Annotated in this window: 11 protein-coding genes; 2 read left to right on the top strand and 9 right to left on the bottom strand. The window is 59.6% G+C overall.

Features of this window, described 5'->3' with window-relative positions; genetic code table 11:
* Positions 1-25: 25 nt before the first annotated feature.
* Positions 26-1,237, bottom strand: coding sequence for a class I SAM-dependent rRNA methyltransferase (locus IPM39_00705; GenBank protein MBK8984596.1), 1,212 nt, complete (start codon positions 1,235-1,237; stop codon positions 26-28).
* Between the two features lie 182 nt (positions 1,238-1,419).
* Between IPM39_00705 and IPM39_00700 the strand changes: the two genes are divergently transcribed.
* Positions 1,420-1,674, top strand: a complete 255-nt coding sequence (locus IPM39_00700) for a hypothetical protein (GenBank protein ID MBK8984595.1) — start codon at positions 1,420-1,422, stop codon at positions 1,672-1,674.
* A gap of 19 nt (positions 1,675-1,693) precedes the next feature.
* Positions 1,694-2,785 carry a hypothetical protein gene (locus tag IPM39_00695; protein MBK8984594.1) on the top strand — a complete coding sequence of 364 codons (1,092 nt, stop codon included), beginning with the start codon at positions 1,694-1,696 and terminating at the stop codon, positions 2,783-2,785.
* Positions 2,786-2,963: 178 nt separating this feature from the next.
* On the opposite strand, the gene ppc is transcribed toward IPM39_00695, so the two are convergent.
* From ppc to trmFO, 8 genes are all read right to left on the bottom strand, one after another.
* Positions 2,964-5,735, bottom strand: coding sequence for a phosphoenolpyruvate carboxylase (gene ppc / locus IPM39_00690; GenBank protein MBK8984593.1), 2,772 nt, complete (start codon positions 5,733-5,735; stop codon positions 2,964-2,966).
* A 77-nt stretch (positions 5,736-5,812) separates the two neighbouring features.
* A complete protein-coding gene (locus IPM39_00685) occupies positions 5,813-7,363 on the bottom strand; it encodes a hydroxymethylglutaryl-CoA reductase (protein ID MBK8984592.1) in 1,551 nt (516 codons plus the stop codon).
* Between the two features lie 261 nt (positions 7,364-7,624).
* A complete protein-coding gene (locus tag IPM39_00680; GenBank protein ID MBK8984591.1) occupies positions 7,625-8,770 on the bottom strand; it encodes an acyl-CoA dehydrogenase family protein in 1,146 nt (381 codons plus the stop codon).
* 110 nt (positions 8,771-8,880) lie between these two features.
* Positions 8,881-10,050, bottom strand: coding sequence for a M20/M25/M40 family metallo-hydrolase (locus IPM39_00675; protein ID MBK8984590.1), 1,170 nt, complete (start codon positions 10,048-10,050; stop codon positions 8,881-8,883).
* 52 nt (positions 10,051-10,102) lie between these two features.
* Positions 10,103-10,312 carry a hypothetical protein gene (locus IPM39_00670; GenBank protein MBK8984589.1) on the bottom strand — a complete coding sequence of 70 codons (210 nt, stop codon included), beginning with the start codon at positions 10,310-10,312 and terminating at the stop codon, positions 10,103-10,105.
* A 12-nt stretch (positions 10,313-10,324) separates the two neighbouring features.
* Positions 10,325-11,641 carry a GTPase HflX gene (hflX, locus tag IPM39_00665; GenBank protein MBK8984588.1) on the bottom strand — a complete coding sequence of 439 codons (1,317 nt, stop codon included), beginning with the start codon at positions 11,639-11,641 and terminating at the stop codon, positions 10,325-10,327.
* Between the two features lie 72 nt (positions 11,642-11,713).
* Positions 11,714-12,904 (bottom strand): HAMP domain-containing histidine kinase, encoded by a 1,191-nt coding sequence (locus tag IPM39_00660; GenBank protein ID MBK8984587.1) that lies wholly within the window; start codon positions 12,902-12,904, stop codon positions 11,714-11,716.
* A gap of 62 nt (positions 12,905-12,966) precedes the next feature.
* The gene (gene trmFO / locus IPM39_00655) at positions 12,967-14,343 is read right to left on the bottom strand and encodes a methylenetetrahydrofolate--tRNA-(uracil(54)-C(5))-methyltransferase (FADH(2)-oxidizing) TrmFO (GenBank protein MBK8984586.1); all 1,377 of its coding nucleotides are present in this window, start codon (positions 14,341-14,343) and stop codon (positions 12,967-12,969) included.
* Positions 14,344-14,387: the final 44 nt, after the last annotated feature.

Here is a 14,387-nt window from a genome sequence, read left to right as displayed (position 1 = left end):
CACATCTTGACCGGATAGCTGCCACTTACTGGACTATCCGACAGAGCAGCCCTTTCAGGTAGGCTGATTCGGGAAAAGAGAGCAAGACCGGATGGTCTGGGGCCTGGGCCAGTGGTTGTAGAATTTGTACGTCGCGGCCGGCGTCTATGGCGGCGCTGAAGAGGATTTTTTGGAATAGATCGGCGCTGATCAGGCCGGAGCAGGAGAAGGTTGCCAGCAAGCCGCCGGGGCGCAGCAGGCGCAGCGCCAACCAATTCAGGTCTTTGTAGCCGCGGGCGGCGCGTTCTACGTCGCGTTGGCTGTGGGCGAATTTAGGTGGATCGAGAATGACAACGTCGAACTGACGGCCGTTATCCCGAAAATCGCGCAGTATCATAAACGCATCACCCAGCAGGTATTCGTCAGACGGCCGTTCCCCACCCGCCAGCAGCACATTCTTTTCCGCCAACTCCAACACGCCCACCGAACTGTCAATATTGGTGATGGGACCCGCGCCATTGGCTGCGGCATAGACGGCAAAACCGCCAGTATAGGCAAAGACATTGAGGATTTCTTTACCGGCCACATGGCGCGGCGCGCCGACAATGGCGCGGTTGGTACGTTGGTCCAGGTAGAAGCCGGTTTTGTGCCCACCCGATAAATCTACGACAAAAGTATGGCCGTTTTCTTGAATGTGTAAGGGGTTGGGCGGCATTTCGCCCCAGAGCAGGCCAGACGTTTCGGGTAGGCCCTCTTTGGCGCGCACACTGCCGTCGGAGCGTTCCAGGATGCCGGTCGGTTGCAGTTCGGCTGCCAGCAGACCCGCTAACTGCGTTTTGCGCCGGTCAATGCCCAAAGTCAGGCATTGCATCACCAGGTAATCGCCGTATCTATCCACGATGAGGCCAGGCAGAGCGTCGGCTTCGGCGTTGATGAGGCGGTAGGCGGTGGTTTTGTCCAGGTCCAGCGCCTGCCGACAGGCCACCGCCCGGCGAATGCGGCGCAGCCAAAAGTCGTCGTTGATCGCTTCGTCGGGGTCCCAGGTGAGGATGCGGGCGTGGATTTGCGAACGAGGATTGGCGTAGGCGGTGGCCAGGAAACGGCCGTCTTTGCCCAAAATAGTCACCAAATCGCCGGGTTGGGAACGGCCGTCGCTGTGGTGGATGGCGCCTGAAAATATCCAGGGATGCCGGTTCAGTACCGGTTTTTCGCGGCCCGGTTTCAGGGTAATGATGCCAGAGGTTAGTTCGTTATTCATGCGTTGGAGTGTAACATGGCGCTGCGGGCGCGGCAATTTGCCGCGGCAAATCACCATCGTAAAAAGAGTTGGCTCTTGACTGTTGTGACGCACTGCGTTATATTTTCGGATAACACATTCACCGGATACACAATCCAGGGGCAGAGTATTGTCCCTTTGTATGATTTAATTGGAGAGGTAAAATGTCAATCAAAAGCACAATCGGATCGGTATGCAGCCGGGTAAAAAGCGTCACACGGCAGACCATGTTATTGGGTGTTGGGATTACGGCCGTTGTCATCGAAAACGTCCGCGACAATGCAGTCCCCTATTCGGAGAAATTGGTAGAACGCGGCCAACAGACCGCCCAAACCATCAACGAAGCCTACGACCAGCGCCGCAGCGCCATTCGCGACCGGGCGCGGTCCAACGGTCACGTGAAAGAAGCAGCAAAGTAACGTTTGGATAGAGGTGGGTATGGATCAATTCCGCTGGCGTTCTATCTACCGGGTGATGTTAACCGTTGGGCTGGTTGTATTTTGCCTGACACTCTTACTCACTTGCTACCCCGCACCCCCCAATACCCACCGATCATCCGCCCAAACCTTACCCAATACACCCACCGGCACAAATGATCTCTTTTTGCCTGTGCTGACCAAAACAGGCGCATTACCGCCCAACATCGCCGGCTGCGACGTATTCCCGGCCGACAACATTTGGAATACCCCCGTCAACAGCCTGCCTGTTCATCCCAATTCGGCCGCTTACATCAATCGCATTGGGGCCAGCCGGGGTTTGCACGCCGACTTTGGTTCTGGCGTTTGGCCGCCCGGTTCCAACAGCCCCATTGGCATTCCATACATAAATGTGTCTGGCAGCCAACCCTTTGTGCCCATAGATTTCTTCTGGTGGCCGGAAGAAAGTGACCCTGGGCCTTACCCCATTCCGCCAGACGCGCCCATTGAGGGCGGTCCCGATGCCGATGGCGACCGGCACGTATTGGTGTTGGACCGGGACAACTGCATCTTGTACGAGCTGTACTATGCTTTTCCTGAGGCAAACGGGAGTTGGTCGGCGGCCAACGGCGCCCGGTACGATTTGAACAGCCACAGCCTCCGCCCCGATGGCTGGACTTCGGCGGATGCGGCCGGGCTGCCCATTCTGCCGGGGCTGGTGCGTTATGATGAGGTAGCGGCCGGCGAAATTCGCCATGCTATTCGCTTCACCGCGCCACAGACACAGGCTGCCCACGTCTGGCCTGCCCGCCACCACGCCTCTAGCCTGACCGGAACCGACTATCCTCCCATGGGGCTGCGCCTGCGCCTGCGCGCCGACTACGACATCACCGGCTTTCCGCCGCCGATACAGGTCATTTTGCAGGCGTTCAAGACCTATGGCCTCATCCTGGCCGATAATGGTTCCGCCTGGTACATCTCCGGCGTGCCCGACGGCCGTTGGGACAACGATATGCTGCACACGATGGACGTCATCCGGGGCAGTGATTTCGAGGTGGTTGATGTGTCGCCTTTGCTTATTGACCCCAATTCAGGCCAGGCAGCCCAACCCTAAACTAAGTAATCGTCTAAGAATAACTTCCTGTTTTTTAGATTGGACCAATCTTGGAGATTGGTCCAATCTGGACCATGTAATTTTTAGACGATTACTAAGTCGTGTTCGTCTGTGCGGCGTCAAACGTGACGCCGCGCACACGAACGATAATGGACAACGGACAACGCCTCCCCCCCCTCTAACCCGTATTCTTCAACCCGGCAGCGATGCCGTTGATGGTCAGAAAAATTGCGTGCAAGATTTCTTGTGCTTTTGGGCTGTCCTGCTCAGACAAAAAACGCAGGCGGCGCAGCAGCGCCACCTGGATGAAGTTCAGCGGGTCCACATACGGGTTGCGGCGGCGGATGGTGCGCTGCAAAGTAGGGTATTGTCCAGCAGCTCTCGCCTGATCGGTCACCAGCAGGATCATGCGGCTGGTTTCGTGGTAGGCGCTTTCGATTCGGGAGAAGATGGGTTCGCGCACGGCCGTATTCTCCACCAGTCCTGCATACAGCCGGGCGATGCCCATGTCTGCCTTTGCCAGAGACATCTGGGTGTTGTCCAGGCTGTGGCGGAAGAAAGGCCATTCCGCATACATTTCTTGCAGCAGCGGGATGGCCGGAAACGCGGCCAGCGCCGCGCCCACGCCGTACCAACCCGGCAGCCCATGGCGGCACTGCATCCAGCTAAAGCCCCAGGGTATGGCCCGCAGGCCATCCAGCGTGGCCTTGCCCGCCCGGCGCGACGGCCGTGAACCAATGCGCATCTGGCTGATTTCGTTGATGGGCGTGGCCTGCTGCCAGTAATCCAGCAAAGCGGGCGTCTCGTAGATCAGTTCCCGGTAGGTGCGGTAGGCGACGGCCGTTAACTCTTCCATCGCCGCGCGCCACGTCTCTTTGGCGGCCGACTGGGCCTGGTGATAGGGCGGCGTGCTGGCTAACAGCACGGCGTGGACCATTTGCTCCAGGTGGCGGCGGGCGATGGCCGGGTGGCCGTAATTTTCGTCAATCACTTCCCCCTGCTCGGTGATGCGGATACGGCCGTTCACCGACCCCGGTGGTTGGGCCAGAATCGCTTTGTTGGCCGGGCCGCCGCCGCGGGCGATCGTCCCGCCGCGCCCATGAAACAGGGTCATCACCATCTGATGGGCGCGGCAGGCGGCCGCCAGGGCTTCCTGCGCCTGGTACAGCTCCCAATTGGCCGCCAGGTAGCCCGCGTCCTTGTTGCTGTCCGAATAGCCGATCATGATGGTTTGCTGCCGCTTCAGGCGGGCCAGGTGCAAGGCGTAGGCGGGGTGGCTGAACAGAGCGGCCATCACCGCCGGGGCGGCGCGCAAATCGGCGCGCGTCTCAAACAGCGGCGCGAAGGCCAGCCCTTCGCTGGCGGCGTCGCTGCCCAGGCAAAGGCCATGCCAGCGGGCCAGCAGCAGCGGGGCCAAAATGTCCTCCGGCCCATGCGTCATGCTGACGATGTAGGGACCAATCAATTCCGGGCCATAAAAGCTGACGGCGCGCTGCAAAATCTGGAACAACGCCACGGTTTCGCCAGCCAGCGGCGACAAATCAGCCAGGCCGCTCAGATCGGGGACGGGGGCGGCCAGCAGGTGGCTGAGAGCGGCGGCGCGTTCTGCCCCGGTCATCTGGCCGAAGCCAGTAAGCAGGTTGAGTTTGCCCAGGATTTCATCGAGAACGGCCGTGTTCGCTTCGCTGTACTGCCGAATATCCAGCCGGGCGGCGTGCAGGCCAAACACCTGCGTCTGGTAACGCATCCGCGCCAGGTCGGCGTTGGCTAAATCAGCCAGGCCGCTGGCCCGCAGCGACGCATCCATCAGGTCTAACGGCTGCTGCAAATCGGCGATGGTGCGCAGACGGACTGGCGGGTTAGCCCGCCCCAACAGGCGGCCCACCATGTCCCCGCGTGACGATTCGGCCAGGTCGGCCTTGATGACCGCCGACCAGAGGCGATACGGTTCGTGGGGATAGCGCGTTTGCAGAAAGGCGACGTGTTGGGAGCGGTCGCGGGCGGCGGCCAGCGCCGCCTTCAGTTCCGGGCTGATGCGCGCCAGTTGGTCAGACAGACTCAGGGAGCGGTCCAGGTGGCGCGCGGTGGCGCGGTGGCGTTCTACGGCCAGGCCGCGATGCAGGCGCAGCGTTTCGGCCGTCACGTCGGCCGTCACGTTGGGGTTGCCGTCGCGGTCGCCGCCAATCCAGGAGCCAAAGGTGAGAAAGCGTTCCGGCCAGGCCAGTGACGGATAATGGGCGGCCAACGCCGCGGCCATAGCGGCGTATACGTCTGGCAAAACGTCCCAGAGAGTGATGTCGAAGTAGTACAGGCCGGTGCGCACTTCGTCGGTGACGGTGGGCTTGGTTGTGCGGCTGTGGTCGGTCAGCCACAGGGCGGTGATTTCGGCGGTGATTTGCGCCTCCATCTCGCGGCGTTCGGCCGGCAGCAGGTCGCGCTCTTGCAGTTCGGTCAGGGCGTCGGACAGGCGACGCAGTTTGGCGATGACGGTGCGGCGCTTAGCCTGGGTGGGGTGGGCGGTGAAAACCAGTTCGATGTGCAGGCGTTGCAGCAGTTGGCCCATCTCGAACTCATCCACACCCATCTGGCGCAGGGCGGCAACGGCCGTTGCGATAGATTCGGCCAGTGGCTGGGGATGGGCGGCGCGCTCGCGTTGGCGCAGCACACTAACGCGGTGCTGCTCTTCGGCCAGGTTGATCAGGTCGAAGTAGATGGCAAAACTGCGGGCGATCAGTTCGGCTTCCTGCAAATTGAGGCGGCTGACGATTTCTTCCAGACGGTGGTCTATGGCCGGGTCGGCGTCGGCGCGGCGGGCTTTGGTCAGGGCGCGGATGCGCTCTTCCAACTCGAAGACCTCGATGCCGGCGTGGCGGCGGATCACCTTGCCCAGGATGTCGCCGAGTAAGTGGATATTTTGGCTGAGAACGTTTTGTGGATTTTCGCGCGTCATAGAATTCAACAAAAAGGCACGCGCTCCAAACGGCCTGAGTGCGTGCCTTCTCCCAACTATCAACTAACAACTATCCACTAACGGTTACGGCCGTATTTCTCATGGCTAGACACCCAGTCTGAGGAAGCGATGGCCGAAGCCAGCGAGATCTCCCCGGCCAACACCGCCCCGGCCACAATTTCAGCAAATTTATTGACCTTGCCCTTGCCGACGCAGCCCAACAACTCCAGGCATTCACGCTGGGTCGCCAGCCCTACGCCGCCGCCGTAAGTCGCCACAATCAAGGAAGGAATGGTGATGGACATGTACAAATCACCCTCTTTGGTCAGTTCGGCGTACAGGATGCCGGCCGACGATTCCGACACATTGGCGACATCTTGCCCGGTGGCGATGAAAATGGCGGTGATGGCGTTGGCCGAGTGCAAGCCGTTGTTGTTGGCCCCGGACAAAATCGCCCCAACGTTGGCCACACCGTAGTGATAGTAAAGGCTTTCCGGCTCGACGCGCATATAGTTCACCAGGACGTCCCGTTTGACTGTGCATTCGGCCGTCACCCGCTTGCCGCGGGTGCGCATAATGTTGATTTGCGACGCTTTTTTGTCGGTGGCGAAGTTGGATTCCAGGAAAAAATGGGTGATGGCACTGGGGTCCGGGTATTGGTCTAAAATCCAACTGGAGGCGGCGAAGGTGGCGCGCCCGACCATGTTCTGCCCGGCGGCGTCGCCGGTGGTGTAGTTGAAGCGCAAATAGACAAAACGGCTGGCCAGATACGTATCGATGTCGCGCAGTTTGGCCACGCTGGATGTGGCTTCGGCCTGTTCCCGTATTTCGGCGATGTGTTCCTGGACCCATTTGGAAAAATCGCGCGCCTGACGAGCGTCTGCAAAGGAAAACACTGGGGCGCGCTGCATGGCGTCGCCGACGACGGAGCAGGTGACGCCGCCGCTGAGGTTGAGGACTTTGATGCCGCGATTATAGGAGGCGACCAGCGTGCCTTCGGTGGTTGCCAGGGGGATGAGGAATTCGCCGTGGGCGTGTTCGCCGTGAACGGTCAGGGGACCGGCAAAACCAATGGGAACCTGGGCCACGCCGGTGAAATGCTCGACGTTGCCGGCGGAGATGTGGGGGTCGAAGGAGTAGTGGCGGATGTGGTCTAGCCTGGCGCCGGTGAATTCTTCAACGAACTTTTGCCGTTCGGCGATGATTTCTGGACTGTAATCGTCGGTTTTGTCGCGGGGGATGCGGGTGAGGTGTTCGGTGCTGCCGGTGATGGAGTCTTCGACTTTGAGTTTGAGTTCACCAAAGGGGATGGCCTCGAAGCCAATTTCTAGCTTGTGTTTGCCTTCGGGCAGGGGGGCGGCCTGGGTGCGGATGGCGAGGATGGCGCGGAGGGGGAATTGGAGGGGGGAAACGGCCGTTATCTCATCCACCGTCAGCGTGGCGCCATCTTCCAAAATAATCGTCACCTCGTCTAGCGGGATGGCCTGTCCATCAAACTTGATGCTGTTTAGGCCCGTCAGCGTGGCGTCGCTCAGCCGATTTTTCACCGAAAACTGCACGCCGCCGTTCACGTTTTTCAGGCTGCCAAAGGTGTAAAGCTGCTTGAGGATAAGACTGGGAATTTTTATTGCCATTTGCGGTTGCCTCCAGGTATGGGTAGATTATCCTTGCCTTGTTGGTAAGTTGTGCCCGTATGCGATTCAAGTTGGCTCATTGTTGGACGAGCGCATTTTACTCTGTTTAGGGGAAAGTGGACAACCTGATTTTCTCAGGCGCGATGTGCGTTGAGCCTGGTATAGCTTTCCATAAGTCCGTATCCCGTTATCCGATGGCATTTTCTAGAGTTAGCACCCTATGGATTAGCGATAACGGATTACCGCTTACGGGTATTAGTTCAAGATGTGCCGGGCGATCACCAATCGTTGGATTTCGCTGGTCCCTTCGCCGATGGTCATCAGGCGGGTGTCGCGGTAGATGCGCTCTACCTCAAATTCGCGGCTGTAGCCGTAGCCGCCATGCACCTGGATGGCGTTGCGGCACACGCGCTCGCTGACTTCAGTGGCGAATAGTTTAGCCATGGCCGCTTCCTGAGTATACGGCCGTCCCTCCCCCTTCAGCCACGCCGCCCAATACACCATCAAACGCGCCGCCTGGATTTCTGTAACCGCGTCGGCCAGCATCCATTGGATGGCCTGATGGTGGGCAATCGGCTGGCCGAAGGTCTCCCGTTCGTGGGCGTATGTGACGGCCGCTTCATAGGCTGCCTGGGCCAACCCCACCGCCAGTGCGCCGATGCTTACCCGGCCACTATCCAGCGTGGCTAACGTCTGTTGCAGGCCGCGCCCTTCGGCGCCCAGCACATTTTCCAGGGGTACGCGTACCTCTTGGAAGGCGACAGCGTGGGTGGGCGAGCCTTTCAGCCCCATCTTCTTTTCCGCCGGGGCGATGGTGAGGCCGGGCGTGTCTGTGGGGACCAGGATATGGCTGAGGCTGCGGCTGCCACCGGCCGGGTCGGTGCGGCACAGCACCACCATCAGATCGGCGATAGAGGCATTGGTCAACCACATTTTGCTGCCGTCAATAATCCACGAGTCGCCTTCTTTGACGGCCGTTGTCCGCACCCCACCTTGCAAATCCGACCCCGCCCCTGGTTCAGTCAGCGACAGGCAGGCCAGTTTGCCCTGGCCGGTCGCCAGGGTAGGCAGCCATTTTTGCTTTTGCGTTTCTGTGCCATAGCGCACAATCGGTCCCAGAGCCAATCCGTTATGGGCCGAGACGGCCAGGGCGGTGGAGCCACAGCCCCAGGCCATTTCCTCGATGGCGATGGCTGCGCTGATGGCATCTACGGCCGCGCCGCCGTATTCTTCCGGCACTTCCAGCCCTAACAGGCCAAGCGGCCCCATTTTGCGCACGGCCGTCCAGTTAAATTCGCCCGTCTCGTCGGTGTGGCGCGCCAATGGCTTCACTTCTTTGGCGACAAATTCGTGGACCACGTGACGAAACGCGCGCTGCTCCTCACTCAGTTGGAAATTCATGGTTGTACTTCTCCTGTTAACGATGAAAGATGGTGACTATTCACCATGGGGCACGGAGATTGAACCTGTAAATCCTCCAGGCCACCGTGGTGCAATCTCTGAAAGGTTTTTTAAGACAAACCGGCGCTGGCCAGGGTTAGCAGCAGCAGTTGGCTCAGGCCGTCGGCAAGGTGGGTGGGGTCTATAAATTCATCCAGGCGGTGGGCGTTGCCCGATTCGGTGAGGCCGATGCAAACGGCCGTTATGCCCTGAGCCAGGGGCACGTTGGCGTCTGTGCTGCCCATCATAAAGGTGACGGTCTGGCAGCCCACGTAGCGGAGGGCGGCGACGGCCGTTTGCACCAGCGCCGTGTCGCGCCGAATTTGGCCCGCCGGGCGGCTGCCAATAGGCGTCATCGTCACCTGAATGCCGGCCTCGCGCCACTGCTGGTTGCTCTGTTGGACGATGTGGGCGACGCTGTCTTCAAGCTGTTGTAAGGCGGCCGGCGATTCGGAGCGCAAATCCAGCAGCAGCGCCGCCGCCTGGGCGATGGTGTTCACGCTGGTTCCACCTTCGATGATGCCCACGTTGTAGGTGGTGCGCGGGGGGTCTGGCACGGGCAGCTTGTCTATCGCCACGATCAGGTGGCCCAATACATGGATGGCGCTGGCGGCGCCAAAACTGCCCCAGGAATGACCGCCAGGCCCGCTCACGCTGAGGCGGTAGCGGCGCACGCCAATGGCCTGGTGGGAAATCTGCCCAAAGAGTCCCCCTTCGACGACGATGTAGCTGGCCGAGCGGCCAAAGCGCTCCACTACGGCGCGCATCCCCCGCAAATCGCCCATCCCTTCTTCGCAGACGTTGGCGACGAGCCAGACGTCGCGCTCCAGTTGGAACTGTTGGGCGATGAGCGCCTGGGCCAGCAGCAGCAGCCCGGCCACGCCGGTTGCGTTGTCGCCAATGCCAGGGCCGGAGAGGAAACGGCCGTTTTCGCGCAGTGTCAGGTCTGTTTCGGGTGGGAAAACGGTATCCAGGTGGGCGGAGATGATGAGGGGGTTGTGGGGATGTTGGCCGGGGAAACGGCCGTACACATTATGCAGTTCATCCTGTTCTATGTCGCGCAGGCCCAAAGCCGCCATTCGGTTGGCGACAAAAGCCGCCCGCTGCGCCTCAGCAAACGTTGGCGCGGGAATTTGCTGGATGGTTTTGATGAGGTTGATGTTTTCCGCCAGGTTGGCGCGGAAACTGGACATTGCCCCCTGGACCCGCGCATCCAGGGCAAGTTGTTCAATTTGTTTCATGGAAATTTAACTGGACCTGAGTATGGCAGCCATTCATGGCCGTATTTTGGGATTACGTTAAAGCGCGAATGAGCAAAATCCCGACGGTGGATACAATGACCCCCAGATGTAAGAAGAGGTTGCTGTCTACCAGCCAACCACTGCCGGAACCAGGAAAAATTTGCAGCAGCAGGTTTAATAGGACCAAAGCGATGCCAATCATGGGCAGCAGTCCGGGGCGGGTGGCAAAAAAATCGTTTAGTTTATCAACAAGTTCGTTCATCCAGGTGCTCCTTCAATTCAGCAGATAAGGCTGGAAGTAAGGGATAAGGCGGGTGGGGAGACGGCCGTATACCTCCACGCCATCGCCGGCATGGTTTTCGCTGTCTACCTGACCACGTTCGTACAACAGCGAAAGCAAATCGCCGCGCGCATAGGGCAGACGCAGGTGCAGCGGCTGCATCAGGTTGACCATGACAGCTTCGACGGCCGTTAACAACGCTTCCATCCCCAGCCCTGTCTGCGCCGATACCACCACCGCCGGCCCATCAATATCCAGTTCCCGCATCGGGTCCCGGCCCGGTGGCAGCAAATCCGCCTTGTTCAGCGCTGTCACCAGGGGTAGGTGGTCCACTTCTAATTCTGCCAGCGTATCTTCCACGGCGTCAATCTGGGCGATGGCGTTGGGGTGCGTCGCATCCACCACGTGCAGCAGCAAATCCGCCTCGGCAATCTCTTCCAACGTCGCCCGGAACGCCGCCACAATCTCCGTCGGCAGCTTTTGGATAAAACCCACCGTATCGGTAAACAGCACCTCGCGACCCCCCGGCATCTTCACCTTGCGCGTCGTCGGGTCCAACGTGGCAAACAACATATCGGCCGACAACACCCCCGCGTCGCTGAGCCAGTTTAGCAGCGTAGATTTACCGGCATTGGTATACCCCACAATGGCGACCACTTGCAGTTCCGTCTGCTGCCGTTTGGCCCGGTGGCGCTCCCGATGGGCGCGCACATCTTCCAATTCCCGCTTAATAAAACTGATGCGGTGCCCAATTTCTCGCCGGTCGGTCTCTAGCTGCGTTTCGCCAGGCCCGCGCACACCCACGCCACCGGTGGAACCACCGGCGCGCCCACCCGCCTGCCGCGCCAGATGGGTCCACAGCCGCGTCAGGCGCGGCACGCGGTATTCAAGCTGCGCCAGTTCCACTTGCAGCTTGCCTTCGCGGGTGTGGGCGTGCAGGGCAAAAATGTCCAGAATCAACGCCGTGCGGTCAATGATCTTGATGTCGTCGCCAAAAATCTTCTCCAGCTCCCGCTGGTGGCGCGGCGACAATTCATCGTCGAAAATGATAACGTCCGCCTTTAGCTCTTCCACCAGCGCCTTGATTTCTTCGATTTTGCCCGGCCCGATGTAGGTGGACACATTGGGTTTGTCTACGCTCTGGGATGTGCGCCCCAGCACGTCAATCCCGGCCGTGTCGGCCAGACGCGCCAATTCTTCCAGGCTGTCTTCCACCGGAATGAGCGACCGCGCGCCCTTCAGTTCCACGCCGACCAAAAAGGCGCGTTCGCGTGGGGGTGTTGTGGCAAATGTCTGTGTCTTGGTAGAAATAAGATCCTCCTTCAAACATAGGACGCCAGCATCTTGCTGGCAAACGACCGGCGAAATGCCTGCCTTCCCAGGTCAGCCAAGTTCTGGCTGGTGTCGCCAGATGGGCAGTTCGATGTGAAAGGTAGAGCCAGGGAATGTTTCTTCATTGCAGCCGGCGCTTTCGGCCCAGATACGGCCGCCGTGCGCCTCTACAATGCCTCTAGCAATGGGCAGCCCTAACCCTGGGCCGCCGCCCTTGAACTTGGTTTTGCTGGACGAGTGCAGGCTGGCATCCATGGTGCTGGTGAATTTGTCGAAAATCATCTCCAGGTTTTCTGGGTTGATGCCAATGCCCTCATCTTTGATCTGTACATCCACGTAGCCAGCGATGTGTTCGTTGGCTTCCGCCTGACGTGTTAACACGCTGGACACCGTGACTTTGCCGCCGTCGGGTGTAAATTTCAACGCATTGAACAAGACCTTGTTAAAGGCATTGGTTAATTTCTCCTGGTCGCCGTAAATGCGCACTTCTTCGCCGAGGGGCATGATCACCAGGTCAATTTGCCGGGCGAAGTAATGTTTGTCCAGGCTGTCGGCGACCATCAAAATGACGCGCTCCAGGTAAAACTGGGTGATGTTCAGTTCTACCGATTGCAGATCAATCAGCGATACGTCAATCATGTCGTTGATGATCTCGTACATGCGGCGGAAGCCGTTGTTGAGGCCGTCCACGTACAGGCGCAGGCGCGAATCGGGTTCGGTTTCCACGCGCAGCATGTTGGCGTACCCTTCCAGCAGGGTGAGGGGCGTTTTTAGCTCGTGGGCGGCGACGGCGATGAAATTGGCTTTGCTTTTTTCAAAGTCTTCCATCTGGTGGCGCAGCCGTTGGGTGTGTTCCAGCAGTTCGGCGTGGTCTATGTCGCTGGCGAGTTGGGTGGCTTCGATAAGCGCATAGGTCAGGATGTCGTCTAACATGCGCCAGGCGGCCAGGGCGTCGCGGGTGGAGAAGCGTTTTTCCAGTCCTTTGCCGATCTCTTCCTTTAGTACTTGCAGCACTGTCAACCAATCGCTGGCGGCGCGGGCGTCGTAGCCGATGCTGGTGAGCGCCCAGAATTGGACGGATGAGAGCTGCACTTCACGGGTATGGCCGACGTTGTCGGCCAGCAGGTGGATGAACGTGATCAAGTCTTCAACATCGGGCAGCATGTTTGGCGCGCGGTAGAGCGTGGCGCTGGTGAGGGTGTTCACTTGCTGCTGCAACCATTGTTTTAGGTCATTGATCATGGTGGTGTTTTGTGATGGGTTAACTGTAATCTGTAATCCGTAATCCGTGTTCTGAGAGTGGATTAGGGGATATGGTTGACGGCCGTTAACCCCATTTCCGCTTTTTCCCGGTTATACGGCAGCCGGTTGGCTCGCGCCGCGCGGCGCAGGGCGGTGAGGGCGCGTTCGCTGTACCAGTGGTAGCGGTCGCTCTTGCCCATTGGTTGCTGCGGCGGCGGCAGCAGGCCAAAATTGGCCTTCATCGGCTGGAAATCCTTCGCTTCGGCGTGGGTGACATAGTGGCATAATGCGCCAAGCATGGTAGATGTGGGAAGGATAACGGGATGCTGCCCATTTAGCAAGCGAGCGGCGTTTAGCCCGGCCAGCAGCCCGGTCCCCACGTTGCCCACGTAGCCCTCCACGCCGGTGATCTGCCCGGCGAAAAAGAGGTCGGCGCGGCTGCGTAGTTGGAGGGTGGGCTGCAAAAGCTGCGGCGCATTGATGTAGGTGTTGCGGTGCATCATGCCGTAGCGCATAAATTCGGCGTTTTCCAGGCCGGGAATGAGGTGCAAAACGCGCTTTTGTTCACCCCAGCGCAGGTTGGTCTGGAAGCCAACGATGTTGTAAAGCGACCCGGCCAGATTGTCCTGGCGCAATTGCACCACGGCATACGGCCGTTTCCCCGTGCGTGGATCAATCAACCCCACCGGCCGCATGGGGCCAAACGCCAGCGCCTTTTCGCCGCGCCGGGCCATCGCCTCAATGGGCATACAGCCCTCGAAAAATTTGGCGTCTTCGCGCTCAAATTCCTTCAGCGTGATGGTTTCGGCGGCCAGCAGAGCGGCGGTAAACGTTTCGTATTCGGCGCGGGTCAGGGGGCAGTTCAGGTAATCGCCGTCCACCTGCTCGCCTTCATCGTAGCGCGATTGGCGGAAGGCGATCTCCAGGTTGATGCTTTCGTAATTGACAATGGGCGAGAGAGCGTCGTAAAAATAGAGGTGTTCCTGGCCGGACAGCGCGCCAATGGCCTGGGCCAATGGCGCGGCGGTGAGCGGGCCGCTGGCGATGATGGCTGGTTGGTCGGGCACGGCCGTTACCTCTTCATGCACCAGTTCGATGTTGGGGTGGTTGGCGATGCGGCTGGTGACCAGTTCAGCGAATTGGTCTCTATCTACAGCCAGGGATGAACCGGCGGGTACGGCCGTTTGCTCGGCGCACTCTAATACCATTGAACCGAGGCCGCGCAGTTCAGCCTTCAGCAGGCCCGGCGCTTTGTGAACCAGGTTGGAACCCAAAGAATTGCTGCACACCAATTCTGCCAGCCGGTCACTAACGTGGGCCGGGGTGGTTGTGTGCGGGCGCATCTCGAATAGGCGCACCTGTATGCCTTGTTCGGCCGCCTGCCAGGCGGCTTCTGTTCCGGCCAATCCGCCGCCAACCACAATAAGTTCTTTACGCATGGCCTAATTTTAGCACACCACCTCCTTCGGTGCGATGCACCTTA

Origin of the sequence: Candidatus Leptovillus gracilis, assembly GCA_016716065.1 — a bacterium.
GTDB classification, from domain to species: domain Bacteria; phylum Chloroflexota; class Anaerolineae; order Promineifilales; family Promineifilaceae; genus Leptovillus; species Leptovillus gracilis.
The sequence above is the reverse complement of the archived record's forward strand: the minus strand, read 5'-3'. Positions and strand labels throughout refer to the sequence as shown.

Coding starts and splice junctions, on each gene's coding strand:
- IPM39_00705 (MBK8984596.1), bottom strand. CDS start 1,237: ATGAATAACGAACTAACCTCTGGCATCATTACCCTGAAACCGGGCCGC.
- IPM39_00700 (MBK8984595.1), top strand. CDS start 1,420: ATGTCAATCAAAAGCACAATCGGATCGGTATGCAGCCGGGTAAAAAGC.
- IPM39_00695 (MBK8984594.1), top strand. CDS start 1,694: ATGGATCAATTCCGCTGGCGTTCTATCTACCGGGTGATGTTAACCGTT.
- ppc (MBK8984593.1), bottom strand. CDS start 5,735: ATGACGCGCGAAAATCCACAAAACGTTCTCAGCCAAAATATCCACTTA.
- IPM39_00680 (MBK8984591.1), bottom strand. CDS start 8,770: ATGAATTTCCAACTGAGTGAGGAGCAGCGCGCGTTTCGTCACGTGGTC.
- IPM39_00675 (MBK8984590.1), bottom strand. CDS start 10,050: ATGAAACAAATTGAACAACTTGCCCTGGATGCGCGGGTCCAGGGGGCA.
- IPM39_00670 (MBK8984589.1), bottom strand. CDS start 10,312: ATGAACGAACTTGTTGATAAACTAAACGATTTTTTTGCCACCCGCCCC.
- IPM39_00660 (MBK8984587.1), bottom strand. CDS start 12,904: ATGATCAATGACCTAAAACAATGGTTGCAGCAGCAAGTGAACACCCTC.
- trmFO (MBK8984586.1), bottom strand. CDS start 14,343: ATGCGTAAAGAACTTATTGTGGTTGGCGGCGGATTGGCCGGAACAGAA.